The sequence below is a fragment of the Tamlana crocina genome (assembly GCF_012037625.1).
Genome location: NZ_JAAVJS010000004.1, coordinates 56757 through 78528, shown reverse-complemented (window position 1 = coordinate 78528; position 21772 = coordinate 56757). Strand labels below are relative to the sequence as shown.

24 protein-coding genes and 1 pseudogene are annotated in these 21772 nt (G+C 39.3%); 10 read left to right on the top strand and 15 right to left on the bottom strand.

The window, feature by feature from the left end; translation table 11 throughout:
* Positions 1 to 59: 59 nt before the first annotated feature.
* Positions 60 to 1487 (bottom strand): S1C family serine protease, encoded by a 1428-nt coding sequence (locus HC176_RS03785; RefSeq protein ID WP_167916858.1) that lies wholly within the window; start codon positions 1485 to 1487, stop codon positions 60 to 62.
* A 173-nt stretch (positions 1488 to 1660) separates the two neighbouring features.
* Here HC176_RS03785 and dapF point away from each other — a divergent pair, with 173 nt between their 5' ends.
* From dapF to HC176_RS03760, 5 genes are all read left to right on the top strand, one after another.
* Positions 1661 to 2434 (top strand): diaminopimelate epimerase, encoded by a 774-nt coding sequence (dapF, locus tag HC176_RS03780; RefSeq protein WP_167916857.1) that lies wholly within the window; start codon positions 1661 to 1663, stop codon positions 2432 to 2434.
* Positions 2431 to 2958, top strand: a complete 528-nt coding sequence (locus tag HC176_RS03775; RefSeq protein ID WP_167916856.1) for a GNAT family N-acetyltransferase — start codon at positions 2431 to 2433, stop codon at positions 2956 to 2958. The genes dapF and HC176_RS03775 overlap by 4 nt, the downstream gene beginning before the upstream one ends.
* A complete protein-coding gene (gene mltG / locus HC176_RS03770) occupies positions 2959 to 4002 on the top strand; it encodes an endolytic transglycosylase MltG (RefSeq protein ID WP_167916855.1) in 1044 nt (347 codons plus the stop codon). It abuts the gene before it with no gap.
* A gap of 74 nt (positions 4003 to 4076) precedes the next feature.
* Positions 4077 to 5018 carry a DUF2279 domain-containing protein gene (locus tag HC176_RS03765; protein WP_245234832.1) on the top strand — a complete coding sequence of 314 codons (942 nt, stop codon included), beginning with the start codon at positions 4077 to 4079 and terminating at the stop codon, positions 5016 to 5018.
* A 112-nt stretch (positions 5019 to 5130) separates the two neighbouring features.
* Complete coding sequence (locus HC176_RS03760; RefSeq protein WP_167916854.1) at positions 5131 to 5799, top strand: lysozyme family protein; 669 nt, start codon at positions 5131 to 5133, stop codon at positions 5797 to 5799.
* 5 nt (positions 5800 to 5804) lie between these two features.
* Here HC176_RS03760 and HC176_RS03755 read toward each other — a convergent pair whose 3' ends face one another.
* The 5 genes and pseudogenes from HC176_RS03755 to dnaA all read right to left on the bottom strand — a co-directional run bounded on the left by HC176_RS03755 (position 5805) and on the right by dnaA (position 9868).
* Positions 5805 to 6521 carry an SAM-dependent methyltransferase gene (locus HC176_RS03755; RefSeq protein ID WP_167916853.1) on the bottom strand — a complete coding sequence of 239 codons (717 nt, stop codon included), beginning with the start codon at positions 6519 to 6521 and terminating at the stop codon, positions 5805 to 5807.
* Positions 6522 to 6776 carry a T9SS type A sorting domain-containing protein gene (locus HC176_RS19960; RefSeq protein WP_245234834.1) on the bottom strand — a complete coding sequence of 85 codons (255 nt, stop codon included), beginning with the start codon at positions 6774 to 6776 and terminating at the stop codon, positions 6522 to 6524.
* A gap of 189 nt (positions 6777 to 6965) precedes the next feature.
* Positions 6966 to 7816: pseudogene (locus tag HC176_RS19955) on the bottom strand (PQQ-dependent sugar dehydrogenase); the annotation flags it as partial.
* Positions 7817 to 7972: 156 nt separating this feature from the next.
* Positions 7973 to 8428, bottom strand: coding sequence for a low molecular weight protein-tyrosine-phosphatase (locus tag HC176_RS03740; RefSeq protein WP_167916851.1), 456 nt, complete (start codon positions 8426 to 8428; stop codon positions 7973 to 7975).
* A gap of 12 nt (positions 8429 to 8440) precedes the next feature.
* Positions 8441 to 9868 carry a chromosomal replication initiator protein DnaA gene (dnaA, locus tag HC176_RS03735; protein WP_167916850.1) on the bottom strand — a complete coding sequence of 476 codons (1428 nt, stop codon included), beginning with the start codon at positions 9866 to 9868 and terminating at the stop codon, positions 8441 to 8443.
* A 189-nt stretch (positions 9869 to 10057) separates the two neighbouring features.
* On the opposite strand from dnaA, the gene HC176_RS03730 reads away from it, so the two are divergent.
* On the top strand, positions 10058 to 10456 hold the full coding sequence (locus HC176_RS03730; protein ID WP_167916849.1) for an acyl-CoA thioesterase: 399 nt from the start codon (positions 10058 to 10060) through the stop codon (positions 10454 to 10456).
* Positions 10457 to 10532: 76 nt separating this feature from the next.
* On the opposite strand, the gene arsB is transcribed toward HC176_RS03730, so the two are convergent.
* The 5 genes from arsB to rho all read right to left on the bottom strand — a co-directional run bounded on the left by arsB (position 10533) and on the right by rho (position 14842).
* Entirely contained in the window at positions 10533 to 11597 is a 1065-nt protein-coding gene (gene arsB / locus HC176_RS03725; RefSeq protein WP_167916848.1) for an ACR3 family arsenite efflux transporter, read from the bottom strand.
* Between the two features lie 2 nt (positions 11598 to 11599).
* Entirely contained in the window at positions 11600 to 12232 is a 633-nt protein-coding gene (locus HC176_RS03720; RefSeq protein WP_167916847.1) for a low molecular weight phosphatase family protein, read from the bottom strand.
* Positions 12233 to 12253: 21 nt separating this feature from the next.
* Positions 12254 to 12724, bottom strand: a complete 471-nt coding sequence (locus HC176_RS03715; protein ID WP_167916846.1) for a DUF6428 family protein — start codon at positions 12722 to 12724, stop codon at positions 12254 to 12256.
* A gap of 46 nt (positions 12725 to 12770) precedes the next feature.
* On the bottom strand, positions 12771 to 13100 hold the full coding sequence (locus tag HC176_RS03710) for an ArsR/SmtB family transcription factor (RefSeq protein ID WP_167916845.1): 330 nt from the start codon (positions 13098 to 13100) through the stop codon (positions 12771 to 12773).
* Between the two features lie 110 nt (positions 13101 to 13210).
* Positions 13211 to 14842 carry a transcription termination factor Rho gene (rho, locus tag HC176_RS03705; protein ID WP_167916844.1) on the bottom strand — a complete coding sequence of 544 codons (1632 nt, stop codon included), beginning with the start codon at positions 14840 to 14842 and terminating at the stop codon, positions 13211 to 13213.
* Positions 14843 to 15033: 191 nt separating this feature from the next.
* Between rho and HC176_RS03700 the strand changes: the two genes are divergently transcribed.
* Positions 15034 to 15444: a DUF4293 domain-containing protein gene (locus HC176_RS03700; RefSeq protein ID WP_167916843.1), complete on the top strand. Its 411-nt coding sequence runs from the start codon at positions 15034 to 15036 to the stop codon at positions 15442 to 15444.
* 125 nt (positions 15445 to 15569) lie between these two features.
* Here the strand turns inward: HC176_RS03700 and HC176_RS03695 are convergent, their stop codons facing one another.
* On the bottom strand, positions 15570 to 16067 hold the full coding sequence (locus HC176_RS03695) for a metallophosphoesterase family protein (protein WP_167916842.1): 498 nt from the start codon (positions 16065 to 16067) through the stop codon (positions 15570 to 15572).
* 91 nt (positions 16068 to 16158) lie between these two features.
* Here HC176_RS03695 and truA point away from each other — a divergent pair, with 91 nt between their 5' ends.
* Together truA and HC176_RS03685 are read left to right on the top strand one after the other, a co-directional pair.
* Entirely contained in the window at positions 16159 to 16902 is a 744-nt protein-coding gene (gene truA / locus HC176_RS03690; RefSeq protein WP_167916841.1) for a tRNA pseudouridine(38-40) synthase TruA, read from the top strand.
* Positions 16903 to 18672, top strand: coding sequence for an ABC transporter ATP-binding protein (locus HC176_RS03685; RefSeq protein ID WP_167916840.1), 1770 nt, complete (start codon positions 16903 to 16905; stop codon positions 18670 to 18672). It abuts the gene before it with no gap.
* Here HC176_RS03685 and HC176_RS03680 read toward each other — a convergent pair.
* The 3 genes from HC176_RS03680 to folP are packed head-to-tail and all read right to left on the bottom strand — an operon-like array spanning position 18669 to position 21006.
* Positions 18669 to 19454, bottom strand: coding sequence for a diadenylate cyclase (locus tag HC176_RS03680; RefSeq protein WP_167916839.1), 786 nt, complete (start codon positions 19452 to 19454; stop codon positions 18669 to 18671). The two genes, HC176_RS03685 and HC176_RS03680, sit on opposite strands and share 4 nt — an antisense overlap.
* Before the next feature lie 35 nt (positions 19455 to 19489).
* Positions 19490 to 20170 (bottom strand): hypothetical protein, encoded by a 681-nt coding sequence (locus tag HC176_RS03675; RefSeq protein ID WP_167916838.1) that lies wholly within the window; start codon positions 20168 to 20170, stop codon positions 19490 to 19492.
* 5 nt (positions 20171 to 20175) lie between these two features.
* On the bottom strand, positions 20176 to 21006 hold the full coding sequence (gene folP, locus HC176_RS03670; protein ID WP_167916837.1) for a dihydropteroate synthase: 831 nt from the start codon (positions 21004 to 21006) through the stop codon (positions 20176 to 20178).
* Positions 21007 to 21147: 141 nt separating this feature from the next.
* Here folP and HC176_RS03665 point away from each other — a divergent pair, with 141 nt between their 5' ends.
* Positions 21148 to 21687 carry a DUF1599 domain-containing protein gene (locus HC176_RS03665; RefSeq protein WP_167916836.1) on the top strand — a complete coding sequence of 180 codons (540 nt, stop codon included), beginning with the start codon at positions 21148 to 21150 and terminating at the stop codon, positions 21685 to 21687.
* The last annotated feature ends 85 nt before the right edge of the window (positions 21688 to 21772 follow it).

The window sequence follows — 21772 nt, the reverse complement described above, 5'->3', positions numbered from 1 at the left end:
AAAAAAAATACCCCGCTAAAAAATTTTAACGGGGTATAGCTACAATAGGTTTTTAATTTTTATCTGAAATTATAACGCTCTTTTTCGCCGTTAGCGTTTATGAGTTCAATGCGCATTTCAGAGGTCATGTTATTTTTCAAAATTCTTTGGATGTCATCAACCGAATTTACTTTTTCATCATTTATGGCCGTAACGATACAACCCTCGGTAATGCCATTTCTTCTCCAATATTCTTCGTAACGGTCGTTAAGTTCTAAAATCTTAACACCGTTGGGCGCTTTAAACTTTTTCAAGTCTGCGGCTTTAGCGTTCTTTACAAGGCCAACCAAAGGCATGTTGTAGGTTTGGCGTTTGGCCAATGTTACAGGTACCGTTTCAATATTGCCATCTCTCGACAGCTTCAATTGCACCACGTCGTTAGGACGTTTGGCACTTAAATGGCCTGTTAAATCTGAAAATTTAGATACTTTAATGTTGTCGATTTCCTTGATGATGTCGCCTTTTTTCAATCCGGCTTTATCGGCTCCCGAATCTTCAACAACACCGCCAATGTAAATTCCCTCGGTATCGCCTTTTACCGCAGATATGTCAATATCTAAGCGCTCTGCTGTTCTATCGTCAATGGGTAAAGGAACGCCTTCAATACCTAAAATACCATTTTGAACGTTACCATACTCCATAATATCTTCAATTACCTTTCGAGCAATGTTGCTGGGTACGGCAAACGAGTAACCAATGTACGATCCCGTTTGAGAGGTAATGGCCGTGTTGATGCCCACCAATTCACCGTTGGTGTTTACCAAAGCACCTCCAGAATTTCCTGGGTTAACCGCTGCATCCGTTTGAATAAACGATTGCGAACTGGTTCCTGATAAATCCCTCGATTTGGCACTAACAATGCCTGCCGTTACCGTTGAAGTCAGGTTGAACGGGTTGCCCACCGCCAATACCCATTCACCAACTTTTACCGTGTCTGAATCTGCAAAAGTAACATAAGGTAGGTCTTCATCGGCATTGATTTTTAATAGCGCGATGTCGGTTTTGGCATCGGCACCAATCAGTTCCGCCGTGTAGGTTTTATTGTTGTTCAGTGTTACCGAAAGCTCATGCGTGTTTTTAATAACGTGGTTGTTGGTAATAATGTAACCATCGGAATTTATAATCACTCCCGAGCCTGTTCCCATCTGGGCGCGCTGTTGTGGTTGCCGTCCGGAAAACAAATCCTGTAACGTAAACTGACCAGAACTTAGGGTTACATTTTTAACGTGCACCACGGCATTTACCGTATTTTCTGCGGCAAGGGAAAAATCGGGTGCCTCTAAAATGCTATTTAAATTGCCAATATTACTTGTGGGTAAAAATGTTGGGGTGTCCGTTTGTGAGGTTACCACAACGGGTTGTTTCTCTTCTAAAAAAAGCTTGTAGGCTCCCAGAGTGAAAATACCTCCTAGCACAGAAACCATTACTAGTGCAAAAAACTTCTTCATAATTTAAAATTTATCCTTTTTTTGTTTTTACTGTTAATTGAGTAATTATTTAACGATTAAAATTAATTATTTATTGAATTGCCCATTCTGCTTTTAACGATTTTTAACTTCACGTTTAACGGTGATTTAACAGTCGATAAAACGCTATAATATTCATATCTTTGCAGCAAATTATGCAGCAGACTTTTTACAAATATCAAGGAACGGGAAACGATTTTGTGATGATTGATAATCGTCAACAAACATTCGACAAAAATAATACCAAACGTGTAAATTGGTTGTGCGACCGACGTTTTGGCATAGGTGCCGATGGCCTAATTCTATTGGAAAATCATGATGATTATGATTTTAAAATGGTGTATTACAATGCCGACGGTAACGAAAGTACCATGTGCGGTAATGGCGGACGTTGCTTGGTGGCCTTTGCCCAACAACTCGGCGTAATAGAAAACGAATGCACCTTTGAGGCTATTGACGGCCTGCACCACGCCAAAATAAACGACGGCATTGTTGAATTGCAAATGCAGGATGTCGATAAGGTTGAGCAATTTAGTAACCACGTATTTTTAAATACGGGTTCGCCGCACCACGTTCAGTTTGAAAATAAAATTGAAGGTTTCGACATAAAGAATATCGGTGCAAAAATAAGATACGGGCAACCATATAATCAAGAGGGCACTAATGTAAATTTTGTAAAAAAGATGGCCGATGATGCCTTTCGGGTACGCACCTACGAACGCGGGGTAGAGGATGAAACCCTGTCTTGTGGAACGGGCGTTACCGCGGTAGCCATTGGTATGCACTATATTGGCGAAACCGAAAAAAACTTAATAAACCTGAATGTTGAAGGCGGCAAACTGCAAGTACGTTTCGATGTTGAAAACGGTGCCTATAAAAATGTTTGGCTCATTGGCCCTGCTAAATTTGTTTTCAAAGGAACGATATGATTACTCTAAAAGGCGAAAACATATTTTTGCGTGCGCTTGAGCCTGAAGATTTAGAGTTTGTCCATGAGGTAGAAAACGATGAAGCCGTTTGGGAAATCAGCAATACGCAAACGCCGTATTCCAAATTTTTAATCAAACAATATTTAGAGAATGCCCATAAAGATATTTATGAGGTGAAGCAATTGCGTTTGGTAATTTCAAATTACCATAATGAAACTATCGGATTGATTGATTTGTTCGATTTCGATTTTAAAAACAAACGTGCCGGAGTGGGCATTTTGGTAAAATCGGTCAGTGATCGTGCTAAAGGTTACGGTAAGGAAGCTTTAAAATTGGTGGTTAATTACAGTTTTGTCCACTTGGGTTTGCATCAACTGTACTGTAATATTTCAGAAGAAAACGAAGCCAGTAAAAAGTTGTTCGTTAATCAAGGATTTCAGGAAGTTGGCCTTAAAAAAGATTGGAACGTAGTTAACGGTAGTTTTAAAAACGAATATCTATTTCAGCTTATTAAAAACAATTAAATGTACATAAAAAAGATACTCCTCGCCATCGCGGTTTTAGGTTTGGTAGTGGCCGCCTATTTTGCCTACTTTGTTTACAACGCCATGCTAAGGCCCAATACAGCATTTAATAACGAGGAAGCTTATATCTATGTGCCTACAAATACTTCATACGATGAAGTTAGGAGCCAATTGGAAACTTTGCTCGACGATATGGACTCGTTTGATGCTTTAGCCGAACGGAAAAAATACACTTCAAATATCAAAGCGGGCCGTTTCATGATAAAAAAGGGCATGAGCAATAACGATATTATCAATTCCATTCGAAGTAAAAACATGCCCATAAAGTTATCGTTCAACAATCAGGAAACTTTAGAAAAATTGGCCGGACGGGTGGCCAATCAAATTGAAGCCGATAGTTTGTCACTTTTGGAAGCGATGACCGAAGAAACGTTTTTATCGGAAAATGATTTTAGTGAAGCCACTGCATTGGGGATGTATTTACCAAACAGTTATGAATTCTTTTGGAATACTTCCGCGGAAGATTTTAGAAGCCGAATGTTAAAAGAATACAATCGGTTTTGGAACGAAAACCGATTGGCTAAGGCTAAGGCCATTGGGCTTACGCCAGCCGAGGTCATTACCTTGGCGTCCATCGTTCACGAAGAATCTAAACAAGCCAGCGAACAGCCACGAATTGCCGGTGTATACATGAACAGACTGCGAATTGGCATGCCACTTCAAGCCGACCCAACTTTAAAGTTCGCCGCTTATCAGCTTCCAAAATATAAAAATACCATTATTAAACGCGTTTTGAATGTTCATAAAGAAATCGAATCGCCTTATAACACCTATAAAAGAAGAGGCTTGCCTCCTGGGCCAATAGCTATGCCCGATATTTCGGCCATAAATGCAGTGCTCAATTACGAAAAGCACAAGTATTTATATTTTGCTGCCGATGCCAGTCGTTTGGGATTCCATAAGTTTGCCAAAAACCTTTCCCAACATAATGCTAATGCACGGGCATACCAGCGTTACCTATCACAACAGGGCATCAACAGGTAGTGAAACATCCATTGCAAAAACCTGGTCAGACAGCGAAATGAATATTGCATGCCGGTGCTGAGTGGAGCCGAAGCATGACATTTGAAAAACAATTAAAAAAACATATGAAAACATGGGTGATTAAACATATCGTTTGTATTGTTTTCTTGCCGTTTAGCTTGTTTTCACAATCTAAGTTCAATACTTTTCTAACACCCAGCGATAGTTTAAATACATCACGAAGAAACGCTGTGGTTGCAGCCGAAGCATCATTATCCTCCTTAACGTTGCTGGGGCTTAACCAGATCTGGTATGCTGATTTCGAGCGCTCAAAATTCCATACGGTTAATGATAATAGCCAATGGCTACAAATGGATAAGTTGGGGCATGTCTTTACGGCTTACCAAATGGGAAAACATGGGGCTCAACTTCTAAACTGGAGTGGCGTACAAAAAAAAGACCAGCTACTTTATGGTGCTACTTTAGGTTTTACCTTTTTAGCGGCTGTTGAGGCGCTCGATGGTTACTCTAAAGAATGGGGCTTTTCGTGGGGCGATATCGCTGCCAATGGTTTAGGGGCAGGGCTGTATGTTGGGCAGGAATTGCTTTGGAATGAGCAACGTATTGCCTTAAAGTATTCGTTTCACCAAACAAAATACGCATCCTTAAATCCAAATAAGCTCGGGGCAACGTATATAGAGCAAATTTTAAAGGATTATAACGGGCAAACGTATTGGTTAAGTTTTAATCTGCATGCTTTTTTTAAGCAGAGTAATATTCCACGGTGGCTCAACGTTGCGGTGGGGTATGGTGCAGAAGGGATGCTGTATGGTTCAAAAGATATTGACAATCAGTTGTTAACAAATTACGATAGGTACAGGCAGTTCTATTTAAGTTTTGATATAAATTTGAGTAAGATTAGAACCGAATCAAGATTATTGATGACTGTTTTTGATGTTTTTAATATGATAAAAATACCCTTTCCTACACTGGAAATCAGCAAGAAAGGGTCTGCATTTCATCTATTCTTCCATTAAAAAAAGTACTTAATCGATTAATTTTGAAGTTATTGAAATTATAACTACTTTTGCACGCTCAAATTTCAAGGCACACTTTTTGTACTTAAGTAGGCTGAAAAAATTTAAAACTATGGTAAAGCATATAGCAGGTTTTACAACCCTTACGCTTACAGTAATAGTGCTTTTGGGCACTTCGTTTCAAACTGATGAAACCATTGATTTGGGCAACTATTCTACAGAAGGCTTAAATTTAAACTACACCGTTATTGACGATATTCAAGAAAGCGACGAACTTTTGGCGTTGTTGAATGAGAATGATTCCGATGAAGCGTTTACTCCGTACTTAGGAAAATCGTTTGTTGGCTTTAAAGAGGCCTTGGCGTTTAAAGAGTCTGGCGGTAATTACAATTCGGTGAATACTTATGGGTATTTAGGAAAGTACCAATTTGGGGCATCTACCTTAAAACTTATAGGCATACACAATCCTGCTAAGTTTTTAAAGAACCCAAGGTTACAAGAAAAAGCTTTTTTGGCCAATACGGCTCGTAACAAGTGGATTTTAAGACGCGATATTAAAAACTTCGTTGGAAAGCGCATTAACGGTATTGTTGTAACCGAGTCAGGTATTCTGGCAGCCGCCCACTTGGCTGGACCAGGTAGTGTGAAAAAGTATTTGCGCAGTTATGGTTTAGACAATTTTGCCGATGGCTACGGAACAACGGTTTATTACTACATGAAGCGTTTTTCTGGATATGATACATCCTTCGTAAAACCCAATAGAAAGGCGAAAGCGATTTAATTAGGTTAGAATTTATGGATTATAAAAATGGTAGGTCTTTTATGAAGGTCTACCATATTTTTTTTCCATTGCTTGGCGGTTTGGGTTTTTATAAATTCAGATGGAAGTGTAATGTCGCATGCCACGCACACACTTGTATTGGCGTCTAAAACAGAAATTAGCCCCTCGAGCATTTTGTTGTTTCGGTAAGGGGTTTCAATAAATATTTGCGATTGGTTATGCTCGAATGATAAGCGTTCCAAACGTTTTATTTCTTTTTTGCGCTCGTTCTTATCGATGGGTAAATAACCATTAAAGGCAAAACGCTGTCCGTTCATGCCCGAACCCATCATAGCCATTAGAATAGAAGAAGGGCCAACAAGCGGCACTACTTTTATGTTTTTGTCGTGGGCTATTTTTACCACATCGGCTCCAGGATCGGCCACACCAGGGCATCCGGCTTCCGAAAGCAGACCAACATCTGTTCCTTGTAGGCAAGGATTTAAAAAACTGGGCACCTCGGTGGCTTCAGTGAATTTATTCAACAGAAAAATGTTGAGTGATGGTTGTGGCTTTTCCGGGCAAATGCGTTTTATAAAACGTCTTGCCGTTTTTTCGTTTTCAACAATAAAAGTATCTGTGTTTTCAACTATGTGTTTTACTGAAGCCGGGAGCACTTCCATAGGGTCGTTGTCGCCCAAAGTGGTCGGAATCAAATAAAGTTGGCCTATTGTTTTTGTCATTTAATAAATGATGAGCTTTTTAGAAATTCTTGAACCGTAGTTCAAATTTACCTCCACAAAATAAAGCCCTTTTTGGTAAGTTTCAACAGAAAATTGAAATGTTTTTTCAGTAGGGTAGTAGGTTTTTACTTGTCGGCCCTGAATATTATAAATTAAAATGTTTGTTGTTAAACTAGGGAGCTGGACAGAAACCCGTTTTGTGGAAGGGTTCAGGAGTACATCGAAATCCGTATTAATGATGGCAGTGGTGTTCAAATTGGCATCAGTTATTTTGTAAATGTTAGAACCTCCGGCAATGTACAATTCGCCACTGGCATCTTCACCCAAAGTGGTCCAGCCGTGGGTTATATTTGCTGTTTGAAAGTCTAAGGTCCAGCTGCTTCCATTGTTTGTTAAAAGGCCTATGTTTTGTTTGCAATAATCCGCAAAAACGTATTTCCCGTTAAAACTGGGGTAGTTTGTACCGCGGTAAACGTAACCGCCTGTAACAGAGCCAGAGCAACCGCTGCCTTCGTGAGGGTATTCGGCAATGGGGGCTACAGTAGCATTGAACCCGCCAGGCGGACAATTGGCACTGGTGTTGAATTCGTGACTGGCCTCGTAACACCGCCAACCATAATTATGGCCGGGTGCGCCCGATGCACTTACCATATTAATTTCTTCGTAGGCATTTTGGCCCACGTCGGCAATCCACAAATCGCTGGTAGTTTTATCAAATGAAAATTTCCATGGATTTCGTAATCCAATAGCATAAATTTCGGGTCTTGGGTCATCAGGTCCGTTGGCCGAATTAGAATAGGGATTTGAATTGGGGATGGTATAGCCGCTGTTTCCACTCACATCAATGCGTAATAATTTCCCAAGCAGGTGGTTGTATTTTGTGCTCTATTTTGTGGGTCGCCACCACTGTCGCCATCACCCGATCCAATATACAGATAACCATCATTGCCAAAAGCCAATTTGCCGCCATTGTGATTGCTGTAAGGTTGTTGGTAAGTTAACAATATTTCTCCGTTGGTGTTTGCGACATCCGGATTGGCGCTTGCGGTATATCTTGCAATGATTGTGTTGGGGGTGTTGGTGCTGGAGTTATCGGTATAATTCACATAAAACTTTCCTGAAGAGCTGTAGTCTGGCGAAAAAGCCAAGCCTAATAGTCCACGTTCGCCGCCGGAGCCCACCAAGTTTGAAATATCTAAAAACGGAGTAGAGTTGATGCTCCCATCTGGGTTGACTATTTTAATAGTTCCTGCCTTTTCAACAACGAATAATCGGTTGTCGTTGGCGTGAGCGATTTCAACAGGATTTGAAAACCCAGAAGCAAAGGGTTCGAGTTGGATGGTTTGTGAAAAATTTAAAATAGTTAAAAGGCAAAAACCAAGCGTAGTTAAATTTTTTATAGTGCACCTTTTTACGTAAAGTTAATAAATAAGGTGCTAAATGTCATTAAATTAGTGGGTTACTTTTTGGGCGATAATATCGCAGGCTTCGTTAAGCATGTTATAAACATTTTCAAAACCTTGGTCGCCGCCGTAATAAGGGTCGGGCACTTCGAAGTCTTTTTTAGGGTGAACTTCGTTCAGTATCATGTTTACTTTCGAGATGTCGTTGTCGTTTCTTGCCAGTTTTATCACGTTTTGAAAGTTGGAACTATCCATGACATAAATGAAATCGAACCTGTCAAAATCTTCAATTTCAAACTGGCGTCCTCTTAGCTTTGAAATATCCAATCCGTGTTTTCTGGCCACGGCCACCGAGCGTTGGTCGGGTGTGCTTCCAATATGGTAAGCAGCGGTTCCAGCCGAATCTACAGTAAAACCCTTAGAGGGTAATTTAGATTTTAAAATACCTTCTGCCAACGGAGAACGGCAAATGTTTCCGAGGCAAACCATGAGTATTTTTGTCATTTTTAAAAGATTTTAAACCGACAGTTTTTTAGTAATATCGTCAACGTACTTTCTGAATTGCTTATCGGTTGAAGACAGGTTGTCTACCGTTTTACAAGCGTGCAGTACCGTAGCGTGGTCGCGTTTTCCTATTTGCGAACCAATACTGGCTAATGACGCTTTAGTGAATTTTTTGGCGAAAAACATAGCCAATTGGCGGGCCTGAACGATGTGGCGTTTTCTGGTTTTCGATTGCAGCGTATCTACGTCCATTTGAAAATAATCTGAAACCACCTTTTGGATATAATCGATAGACACCTCTCTTTTGGTGTTTTTTACAAATTTTTCAACAATGACTCGGGCCAGATCTAAAGTGATTTCCTTTTTGTTGAACGAGGATTGTGCAATTAATGAAATGATGGCGCCTTCCAACTCTCTAACATTGGTCTTGATGTTTTTGGCGACATATTCAATAATGTCCTCGGGCATTTCAACACCATCGCGGTACAGTTTGTTTCTTAAAATAGAAACACGGGTTTCAAAATCGGGGCTCTGCAATTCGGCCGATAGTCCCCACTTAAAACGTGATAACAAACGTTGCTCAATGTCCTGCATATCAACCGGTGCTTTATCACTGGTTAATACCACTTGTTTGCCGTTTTGGTGTAAGTGGTTAAAAATATGGAAGAAAACATCTTGCGTTCCTGTTTTTCCAGAAAGGAATTGTACGTCGTCAATAATCAACACATCAATAATTTGATAGAAATGAATAAAATCGTTTCGGTTATTCTTTTTTATCGCATCGATATATTGTTGGGTAAATTTTTCCGCAGAAATATACAGTACCGTTTTCTCGGGGTATTTGTCTTTAATGTCTACACCAATGGCATGCGCCAAATGGGTTTTTCCTAAACCAACACCTCCAAAAATAAGCAAAGGGTTAAACGATGTGCCTCCTGGTTTGGCGGCTACTGCTAAGCCGGCACTTCTGGCCAATCGGTTGGAATCGCCTTCCAAGAAATTTTCAAAACTGTAGTTCGGGTTAAGTTGCGACTCAATCTTAACATTTCTTATTCCTGGAATAACAAATGGATTTCGCAACTCTGGATTTTTGTTATTTAAAGGAATATCAACATCCTGCGATTTTACCGCACTTCGGTTAGAACTAGGAATTTTTTCTGTAAAAGGTTGTTTGTTGCCATAGGTGTTTTCCATTTTAATAATGTAAACCAACTTGGCAGTTTCGCCCAACTCTTTGGTAAGGGCTACTTTTAAAATTTTCACATAGTGCTCTTCAAGCCATTCGTAAAAAAACTTACTGGGCACTTGTATGCTCAAAGCAGTATCTGTAAGCTTCACTGCAACGATGGGTTCAAACCATGTTTTGTATGCTTGCGGTTGGATATTATCCTTTATAAATTCAAGACAGTTATTCCAAACCGATTGCGCAGTTACACTCATTTTTAAATATACAGATTTTTAAAAGTTAGCTAGATAATGAAAGAAAAATACCTTTCTGTGTCCCCCATTAGGAGTGGCAAATATGTGAACAAAATTCTTAAAAAAAAAATCAAATAGTGTTGAATTTTTAGAATTTTTTCCGCATGTTTATCTTATGCCGAAGCTACAAAAAAATATCCAAATAGACTTATGAAATTCGACAAAATACAAATAAGAGTGAGGTACGGTGAAACCGACCAAATGGGCATTGTATACCACGGAAACTACGCATTATATCTTGAAATGGGTAGGATTGAGTGGTTGCGAAAGCACGGAATATCGTATAAATCGATGGAAGAAAACGGAGTGATGCTTCCGGTTATTTCATTGAGCATAAATTATAAAAAATCAGCGGTTTATGATGATGTAATTCTTGTAAAAACGCAACTTAAGAAGAAGCCCTCGGCGAAGATTGAATTCGACTATGAGATTACCAATGAAGCAGGTGAAATTTTAACTACTGCAAATACCGTTTTGGCATTTATAGACAAGAAAACCAACCGCCCCATTAGGGCACCTAAATATGTTATAGATTTGTTAGAAGAATAGATTTCTTTTTTTTAATTTAAAAGATAAATAATGAAAAACGGTTCCGCTCATTACAACGGAACCGTTTTTATTATGTTTATGCCGCCTTGGTGGCCGCATTTTTTTTTCCGTAATATTTTTTCCGAAGCCAAAATGAAACGCGCACCAATAAAATTAGAGCTGGAACTTCAACCAACGGACCAATGACCCCGGCAAATGCTTGTCCAGAATTGAGACCGAAAACGGCTATGGCCACGGCAATGGCCAATTCGAAGTTGTTTCCCGCAGCCGTAAAAGCTACCGATGCGGTTTTGTCATATTCAGCTCCCGTGGCTTTGGTAAAGAAAAAGCCAATGATGAACATTAAAGTGAAATAAACCAATAGTGGGATGGCAATGATTACCACATCCATCGGAATTTCAACAATCAACTCACCTTTTAAAGAAAACATGACTATAATGGTGAATAAAAGCGCAATGAGCGTTAATGGCGAAACAGCCGGAATAAAGGTATGGTTGTACCAAGTCTCACCTTTTAGTTTTACTAAAATCCATCTGCTTAAAATGCCCATTAAAAATGGTATCCCCAGATAGATGGCTACACTTTCGGCAATGGTAGCAATAGAAATATCTATAATAGCGCCTTCAAATCCGAAATAGGGCGGGAGGATGGTAATAAAAATCCAAGCGTAAAAGCTGTACGCAAACACTTGAAAGATACTGTTTAACGCAACTAATCCTGCGCCGTATTCACTGCTTCCATCGGCTAAGTCGTTCCATACTAAAACCATAGCAATGCAACGTGCGAGCCCAATTAAAATGAGTCCGACCATATATTCGGGGTAGTCCGTTAAAAATGTGATGGCCAATACAAACATCAACACGGGGCCAATAATCCAGTTTAAAACCAATGAAATGGAAAGGATTTTAGTGTTTTTAAACACTTTCGGTAATAGCGCGTAGTTCACTTTGGCCAATGGTGGGTACATCATCAAAATTAAGCCAATGGCTATGGGGATATTGGTAGTCCCGCTGCTCATGGCATTGATAACATTTGGAAATGTGGGGAAGAAATACCCAATACCCACCCCAAGGGCCATGGCAACAAAAATCCAAAGGGTTAGGTTTCTGTCGAGGAAACTTAATTTTTTAGTTTTTCCCATGCTTACGATTGAATTTTTGAAAATACATAAAACAATTCGGTAGCAATTTGGATGCTACGTTCGTTATATTTTTCAGTTTGTTGTGGGGTGCCATCAAATGCTTTTGGGTCTTCAAAAGTAATGGGGATGCGCTTTTCGGCTCCGGGAACAAATGGGCAAGCTTCATTAGCCGAGTCACAGGTCATAATGGCTGCAAAAGCAGATTTCGGGTTAAAATCGTCGTCCAGTTTTTTTGAAAAGCCAATAACCGGATGGGCATTTTCAGAATACTTAATGCTGTAAACAGGGTTTTTACCTTCGGAAAGGGTTTGTATTAAGAATCCTGAATTTTTTAACGCTTCGGCGGCCATGGGGAACAGTGCCGTAGCTTCGGTGCCTCCCGAATAACAAAATACATTTTTTATGTTGAAGTACGCTGCAATAGCCTGTGCCCAAACTTGGGATAAGTGGCTACGTCGCGAATTGTGCGTACAAATAAAGTTAATTCGGATGTCTTGTTGGTTTGACACTTTTTCTTGAACAAACTCAATTAAAGGTTGTAAAGTCGCCTTTCTTTCCTCTGAAATGGTTTCTGGTTTCAGACTTTTTATGGTTTGTTCTATTTCGGTGAATAAGTGGGTTTGTGTTGATATCATTATTAATTGTGTTTTTTTTAATTAGCAGCAGTTTCCTCCAGGCTCACAGCAAGGTTCGTTGTTGAGGTTAGACAATCGTACTTTTGGTTTTTCGGCGGGGATTCCGCAGTTGTCTTTGGCCAAACAATCGGTTTGTTTGGTTGTGAGCAAGAAGTTTTCACCGTTATACTCCAATCCAAACTTGCCAATGGTTTCTCCTTGGTATTCCACTTCAATGTCTAAATCGCCACCAATGCCTAAGGTTTTTTCAGAAAGCTCTATGATGTGCAGTAGCTTTTCTGGGTGCAAACGGTGGTTGTAATCATCGGCGCTCCATAATTGAAAGTTTACTACTTCCTCGTTGCGAACGGTGCCGCCGCAATCAATAAAGTGCTTGGTTATTTTCCCTACTTCGGTAACATGAAAATGTTTTGGTACCAATTGTCCGTTTGGTAATTGAAAGGCGATGCTGTTCGTCTTTTCGAGGATGTTTTTTATTTCTGAAAGTTTCATATTAATTGTTTTATTGTAATTTTACGATTAAAGGTTCTAAATTTTTTTAACAACAACTTTGCTTGTTTAGGTCTTGGTCTAAAAATTGGAGCATTACATTTTTCATTTTAGTCCAGTTTTCGGTGTCGATGCAGTAACAAACGCTAGTGCCTTCCACGCTGCCTTTTATTAGCCCTAATTGTTTAAGCTCTTTTAAGTGTTGTGAAATGGTGGGTTGGGCCAAGCCGATTTCATCAACCAAATCGCCACAAACACAAGTGTCTATTTTAAACAAATGCTGTAAAATGGCGACTCTGGCAGGGTGCCCAAATACTTTTGCAAAAACAGCGATTTCGTTTTGCGCTTCGGTAAATATTTCAGTTTTAGAAATTCCCATTGTTATTATTTATATATTGCAATATTACGATTAATAAGTTGTTTAGCAAAAAAAAGACCTTAAAAATTTTTTTAAGGTCTTTTTTTATTAATATGTTTTTGTTGATGGAATTAACCGTTCATTGAAATCAAAAACTCTTCGTTGTTTCTGGTTTGTTTGATGCGGTCGTTAATAAATTCCATGGCCTCGATAGGATTCATGTCGGCCAAATATTTACGCATTACCCACATACGCTGAATAGTATTGTCGTCCAACAATAGGTCGTCACGACGCGTGCTCGAAGACGTCAGGTCGATAGCTGGGAAAATTCTACGGTTGGAGATTTTTCTATCCAACTGAAGTTCCATGTTACCTGTTCCTTTAAATTCTTCAAAAATTACTTCGTCCATTTTCGACCCAGTTTCTGTAAGTGCCGTAGCGATAATGGTTAGTGACCCGCCGTTTTCAATATTTCTGGCCGCACCAAAGAATCTTTTTGGTCTGTGAAGTGCATTGGCATCAACACCACCACTTAATATTTTGCCCGATGCCGGTTGAACCGTGTTGTAAGCTCTCGCCAAACGGGTAATGGAGTCTAAAAGAATTACCACGTCGTGGCCGCATTCTACCAAGCGTTTAGCTTTTTCAAGTACAATGTCGGCTATTTTTACGTGCTCGTGAGCTTCCTTATCGAAAGTAGACGCAATAACTTCGCCCTGCACATTACGTTGCATATCGGTAACTTCCTCAGGACGCTCGTCGATTAATAAAATCATTTGGTAAACCTCAGGGTGGTTGGCGGCAATGGCGTTGGCTACATCTTTCAACAACATGGTTTTACCTGTTTTGGGTTGAGAGACAATCATACCACGTTGCCCTTTTCCGATAGGGGAAAATAAATCCATTATCCTTGTGGAAATGGTGCTCTGTCTTTCGGCAATATTGAATTTTTCCTGTGGAAATAAAGGCGTTAAGTGCTCGAACGATACGCGGTCGCGCACCACTTCAGGTTTTTGCCCGTTAATGCGGTTTACTTTAATGAGTGGAAAATATTTTTCGCCTTCTTTTGGCGGACGTACATTTCCTAAAACGGTATCGCCTTTTTTAAGTCCGAATAATCGAATTTGCGATTGCGATACATAAATATCGTCTGGAGATGATAAATAATTATAGTCTGAAGAGCGTAAAAACCCATAGCCATCTTGCATAATATCCAACACACCTTCACTTTCAATAATGGCATCGAATTCAAAATCAGGTTCGCGATAGCGGTTTCTGTTGTCCTTATTGCCTTTATCTACGTTGCTATTCTTTTGGTTTTTGTTTTGGCCCTTGTTGTTGTGGTTTCTTTTATTTTGCTTAGGCTGGTTATCGTTCTGATTTTGGTTCTGGTTTTTTTGATTAGAACTGCTATCGGCCTTTTGTTCGTCTGTTTTTTGTTTTGGTGCGCTTTCTTCTTTTTTAGGTGCGTCGTTGCTTTTTTCAGAAGCCGTTTTATTGTCGGCTTTAGCAGGCGCTTTGCGCTGTACCCTTTGCCTTGGCTTTCTTGCGGGCTTACTATTATCTTTATCTTCTGTTTTTGCCTCTGTTGTGGTTGGGGCAACTGCTTCCTTCACGGCGGTAGGGTCGGCAGCTTGTTGGTCTAGTATTTGGTACACTAAATCCAGCTTTTTTAACGAACGGTATTTTGGAACGTTCAATTTTTTAGCAATCTCCTGTAGTTCAGCGAGCTTCTTTGCTTTTAGTTGTGAAATTTCAAACATCTATGTTAATTGAAGATTTTATTTGTGAATACAAACTGTAGTTATATTCTGAAAAATGATTTTTTTTTATTTTCTGAAGAAATAACCGCTTGTAACTGCGGTTGTTGAGAATTAATACTGCAATTATACAACTTTATTTTATTTTTTACGGCTAATTCTTTTATTTTTGCGGTCTAGTTTTAAAAAAAAGTATGCTACAGCGTATCCAAACTGTTTATCTTTTAATTGCTGCCGGAATTTCCGGAGGCTTGATTTTCGTGTTTGAATTGTGGCAAACCGATGATGCCGAAAAAGTATTTGCAGCCGATGTGCCCATTGTTTTAGCGGGGTTTTTGTTGTCGGTTTTGTTATCGTTGGTTGGTATAATGAGTTATAAAAATAGGAAGTCTCAGTTTGTTTTGGGGCGACTTAACATCATATTGAACTTTATTTTACTAGGATTTTTCGTGTACCGATCGCTAAATTTATCTGGAGAAACGGCGGTTTCTGAGAAAGGTATTGGGATGCTTCTCCCCATTGTTTCTATCGTGTTTTTGGCCTTGGCCAATAAAGCCATCAAAAAGGATGAAGATCTTGTAAAATCTGTGGATCGATTGCGTTAAACCTAACATCTTAGTAGTATTAGTGCGTTAAAAACCCAAAGTGAAAGCTTTGGGTTTTTTTAATGAAAGCCCATCCCTAGCCCTTCCCATAGGGAAGGAGAAACTCAACTCTAAAAAAAGCTTTTCTAATATCGCTTATCAAACTCAATAACTTCCAAATTCTCAATCTTTTTTCCATCAATGGTAAAGCGCAACATGGTACGTGCTTTATGGAACCCATGTTTGCCCACAGCGCCTGGATTCATGTGGATTAAGTTCAATTTTTTATCGGGCATCACCTTTAAAATATGCGAATGACCACAAATAAAAATTCGTGGAGGATTTTGTTTGATTGCGCTGTAAACACGGGCATTGTATTTTGGCGGATAGCCTCCAATATGGGTTATCCAAACATCTATGTCTTCGCACATAAAGCGATTGTGCTCAGGAAATTCACCTCTTATTTTGGCGTCATCAATATTGCCGTAAACTGCTTTTAATGGCTTTAAAGCCTTAATGGCATCCGTCACCTTTAAATCGCCAATATCTCCGGCGTGCCACACTTCATCGGCTTGCTTAACGTATTTTAAAATGTCGTTGTCAATATACCCGTGGGTATCAGAAAGGAGTAAAATTTTTGTCATTTCATTAAACTATTCTTAAAACTTCAGGCATCCGTCTTCAAGCTTGGGTGTTTGTGTTATCTTTGTGCAACTACAAAAGTATTAAAACACATTGAGGTATTTTTTAGAACTTTCGTATAACGGAACAGCCTACCACGGTTGGCAAAACCAGCCCAATGCCATTTCTGTGCAAGAAGTTATAGAAAAAGGGTTGTCGACACTTTTGGCGGAAGATATGGCTATTGTGGGTGCCGGACGTACCGATGCTGGTGTGCATGCCAGTCAAATGTTCGCGCATTTCGATACGGAAAAGGATATTAATGAAACTGATTTAGCTTACAAGCTCAATTCCTTTTTGCCAAAAGATATCGCTATTCACGATGTTTTTAAAGTGAAACCAGAAGCACATACACGTTTTGATGCTTTGAGCCGAACATATTTATATCGTATAAGCCTAAGCAAAAATGTGTTTAATTTCAATTCGGCCTATTATGTGAAACAACCATTGGATGTTGAAAAAATGAATCAAGCTTCAAAAATCTTGTTGCACTATAAAGATTTTCAATGCTTTTCAAAAAGTAAAACCGATGTAAAAACGTATTATTGTGATGTGGTGCAGGCCGATTGGTTTTTCAAGGATGGTGAGCTACATTTTGTGGTAAAGGCCAACCGATTTTTAAGAAACATGGTACGAGCTATTGTGGGCACCATGGTAAACATTGGTTTAGGCAAGATCGAGGTGGGCGATTTGCATCAAATCATCCAATCGAAAAATAGGAGCGAGGCCGGGTTTTCGGTACCAGCGCATGCCTTATATTTAACAAAAATTGAATATCCGGAGGATATAAAATTATAAATGAGCAAGACAAAGGAAAGTATTTTTGATTACCAACTGTTCAAGCGCCTTTTTGAATATATCAAACCGTATAAAGGTGTTTTTATGGGGCTTATCGTTTTGGTGGTGCTTTTGGCCATTTTTAGTTCGGCCACGCCATACATTACCAAAGATGCTATTGATGATAGCATCACTAACAAAGACACCAAAAACTTTTTATTTTATATGGTGTTGATGTTGGGTGTTTTGGTGCTACAAACCGTATTCCAATTGCTGTTTATTTATTACGCGGCTTGGTTGGGGCAGAATTTGGTGATGGACGTTCGCGTAAAACTCTTCGACCACCTTTTGAAGTTCAAAATGAAATATTACGATAATTCCTCAGTGGGCGTGCTCATTACCCGTGCCGTAACAGATATGGAACGTATCGCCGATATTTTCGGGCAGGGCTTGTTTATGATTGTGCGTGATTTGCTTACCATGGCAGTGGTTTTCGCCGTAATGGTTTACATCAATGTGAAGCTTTCACTTATCGTTTTTGCCATGTTGCCCATTTTACTTTACGCGACGCGGGTATTCCAAAAATACATGAAAAAAGCTTTCGAGGAAGTGCGTACCGAAGTGTCCAACTTAAACTCTTTTGTGCAGGAACGCCTTACGGGAATGAAAATTTTGCAGTTGTTCACGCGTGAAACTGTTGAATACGAAAAATTCAAAACCATAAACGAACGCCATAAAAAAGGTTGGCTAAAAACGGTTTGGTACAATTCCATATTTTTCCCGATAGCCGATTTGGCTTCGTCGGTAACCATTGGCTTGGTGGCTTGGTACGGCGGACTCAATGTGGTTTTTGACGGGACCAATGTATCGCAGGGCGATTTGGTGGCATTCATTATGTTTGTGCCCATGTTGTTTAGGCCATTGCGCCAAATAGCAGATAAGTTCAATACCCTGCAAATGGGCATGGTTGCGGCAACCCGTGTATTTAAGGTGCTCGATACCACCTCACAAATTGATGACCATGGCCTTATTGAAGCCGATGGGTTTAAAGGTGAAATAAAATTTAACAATGTCTATTTCAATTATGTTGAAGACGAAGATGTTTTAAAGGGAATTTCATTTAATGTGAATGTGGGTGAAACTGTGGCCATTGTTGGGGCTACCGGAGCCGGAAAATCGACCATCATCAATTTATTGAACCGCTTTTACGAAATAAAAGGTGGCACGATTTCCATTGATGGAGTTGATATAAAGGAGGTGACATTGGCGTCGTTACGGACCCAAATTGCTGTGGTTTTGCAGGATGTGTTCTTGTTTGCCGATACTATTATGAGCAACATTACTCTAAATCATCCTGAGATTTCTGAAGAGCAGGTGTACCAAGCTGCAAAAGATATTGGTATTCACGATTTTATTATGAGCCTGCCCAATGGTTACCACTACAACGTCAAGGAACGTGGGGCCATGTTGTCTTCCGGGCAACGTCAACTGATTTCGTTCTTGAGGGCTTATGTAACCAACCCCAGTATTTTGGTGCTTGATGAAGCGACGAGTTCGGTCGATTCGTATTCGGAACAACTTATCCAAAATGCTACCGATAAAATCACTAAAGGGCGTACTTCAATAGTGATTGCCCACAGATTGGCAACAGTTAAAAAAGCCGATAATATTATTGTGATGGATGCGGGAGAAATTGTGGAACAAGGCACACACAACGAATTGTTAAGTAAAGAAAACGGTTATTACAAAAACCTTTACGAAGTGCAGTTTTTGCAGGAAGAGGCGGTTTAACCCAAATCCTTTTTTATCATGGAACTGAGTTCAGAGCTGTCTTCAAAAACTACAAACTCACCATCTTTAAAATACGAAATATGCCCGGTTTCTTCGCTAACGGCCAAGGCTACAGCATCGGTTTTTTCGGTAACGCCAATGGCTGCGCGGTGACGTAAACCAAAGCGTTGTGGAATATTTTTGTCGTTGTTTACGGGTAAAATAACCCTAGTGGCCTTTACCACGTTATTGCTGATGATGATGGCGCCATCGTGCAACGGACTGTTTTTAAAAAAGATACTTTCAATGATGGGTTGGGTGACTTTAATATTCATTTCATCGCCCGATTCCGATAAAAAATCGAGGTTATTGTTGCGTTCAAAAACAATAAGTGCCCCCGTTTTAGACATGCTCATTTTGTTGCAGGCAGAAACTACGGCATCTACGTCGGTTTCAACATCTTGCTCGGTTTTTAAGAACTTGAACTGCTGCATGAATTTTTTCCGACGGTTAAAGTTGGTCGATCCTACCATGAGCAAAAACTTTCGTATTTCGGGCTGAAAAACCACAATCAATGCGATAATCCCCACTTGCATAAAACCACCAAAAATACCCGTAAGCAGTTCCATTTCAAGAAAATCGGTCAGTTTCCAAACCAGATAAATGATGATGATGCCTATAAAAATATTAATGGCCACGGTGCCCTTTACCAGTTTGTAAACATAGTAGAGCAGGAGTGCTACCAAAATAACATCGATGATGTCTACTACAGAAAGGTCAAGAATATCTTTAAAAATTTCCAAGGGCAATGGGTTTTGGTAAATTTAGTGATTTATGGTTAATTTGAAATGAGTTCTTCTTTTGATATTAAATTTCCTTTTTCCTCCACTGTCTTTAGGAATGATTTAAAAGTAATATAATCTTGAAATGGCAAGTTTTTATCAAATGAAATGTAAATTGAATCTTTGTTTAACTCGAAGTCGAAATTGTTATAGTTTTTTAATAAATCTTTCCAGTTCATTGTGGCGTGATTTCCATCGGACTGATGAATATTTATAGACTCTTTCGAATCAAAATCTATCTCTGTTGCAAATAAAATTGAATCGGAATCTTCCTCAGAATTAATGGTTTCCTCATCAGGAGTTTTATATTTCACTTCCGTAAACTCAATAAACCCCAAATTGTTCCGACTGATATCGTTGCAGGTAAAATAATTTTTAGCGTTTTCGTTTTTGTGCATTTGGGAGTTTCGTCTTTTGTCCTGTAAATATTTTATGTGGGGAATTGCTTGTTTTAAAGTCAGTCGTTTATCAACATTTACCAACCAATTGGTAGTGCCAATCAGGTTTTTTCGGTTGAATTCTACACTGTCCTTTTGGGTTTCATCATAAAACAAATAGGCTGCCGATATGTCGTGTATTTCGGTGGTTTCAGAATGTTCAATTTTTGGTAATTGGATGGTTTTTTCATTTGCGCATGCCAAAACCATCAAGGTTATAATACCCATTACATATTTCATAACAACTAATATCTGACTTTTAATTTTCCAACCAACTTAATACATTCCATAGCTGCTTTTACATCGTGCACCCTTAAAATAGAAGCACCTTTTTGTAGAGCAACGGTATTTAAAACCGATGTGCCATTTAAGGCTTCCTTGGCCGATATGCCCAAGGTTTTGTAAATCATTGATTTTCTTGAAACACCTGCCAACAAAGGTTTTTCAATTATTTTGAAAAGTTCCAATTGATTCATCAATTCAAAATTCTGCTCCAAAGTTTTGGCAAACCCGAAACCGGGATCAACAATAATATCTTTTATGCCCAAAGCTTGTGCAGCATGTATTCTTTCAGCAAAGTAAAAAATGATGTCTTTTGTTAAGTTATTGTAGTCCGTTTGTTGCTGCATGGTTTTTGGCGTGCCGCGCATGTGCATCATTATATAAGGCACATGCAAACTGGCTACCGTTGGAAGCATTTGTTCGTCTAATTTTCCAGCCGAAATATCATTGATTAGTTCCGCGCCAGCTTCAACACATTCCTTTGCTATTTTGCTTCTAAACGTATCGATTGAGAGCAGTGTTTCTGGAAATTCCTTTAAAATAAGTGTAACAATAGGGAGTATGCGTTTTAGTTCTGTGGCTTCGTCCACGTGGTCGGCATTGGGGCGCGAGCTGTAGGCGCCAACATCTATAAACGTAGCTCCTTCGGCAAGCATGCGTTCCACATGTTTTAAAATATCGCTTTCGTTTTTGTGTTTTCCGCCATCGTAAAACGAATCGGGCGTAAGGTTTAAAATGCCCATCACTTTGGGCGACGACAAATCAATGAGTTGTCCTTTACAGTTAATGGTCATGTTTTGGTTTCAAATTTCGACGTCAAAGTTCAAGGTTTTAGTTTTAAAAATGCTCAAAATCAATAAAAATTTTGAATTTAGAATCTGTAACTTTGAACTCTTAACAATTTAAGCGAAATTTACGCAAAATTCAATAGATACATGCAAAACACCTCACAACAGTACGATGCCGTAATAGATACTTGCAAAAGTTTATTTGAGAAGAAAATGAGTGATTATGGCAGTGCTTGGCGCATATTGAGATTGCCATCGCTTACAGACCAAATTTTTATAAAAGCACAGCGCATAAGAAGTCTTCAGGAAAACGAGGTTAGAAGAGTAGAAGAAGGTGAAGCGAGTGAGTTTATTGGTATTATCAACTACTGTATAATGGCTTTAATCCAGTTGGAAAAAGGTGTGGCAGAACAACCGGACATGACCACCGAGGAAGCTGTTGAATTGTACACTGAAAAGATAGGCGAAACCAAACAACTCATGGAAAACAAAAATCACGATTATGGCGAGGCTTGGCGAGATATGAGGGTGAGTAGTTTAACCGATTTGATTTTGCAGAAACTATTGCGCGTTAAATCTATTGAAAACAACAAAGGAAAAACCCAAGTGAGCGAAGGTGTCGACGCCAATTACCAGGATATGATTAATTATTCGGTATTTGCATTGATTCACCTTAATGAAAAATAGCGAGCATTCAGTTGTGTCACACTGAGCGCAGTCGAATTGTAAAGCAGCATTCACTGATAAAAATTAATTAAGAATATAAAGGGCT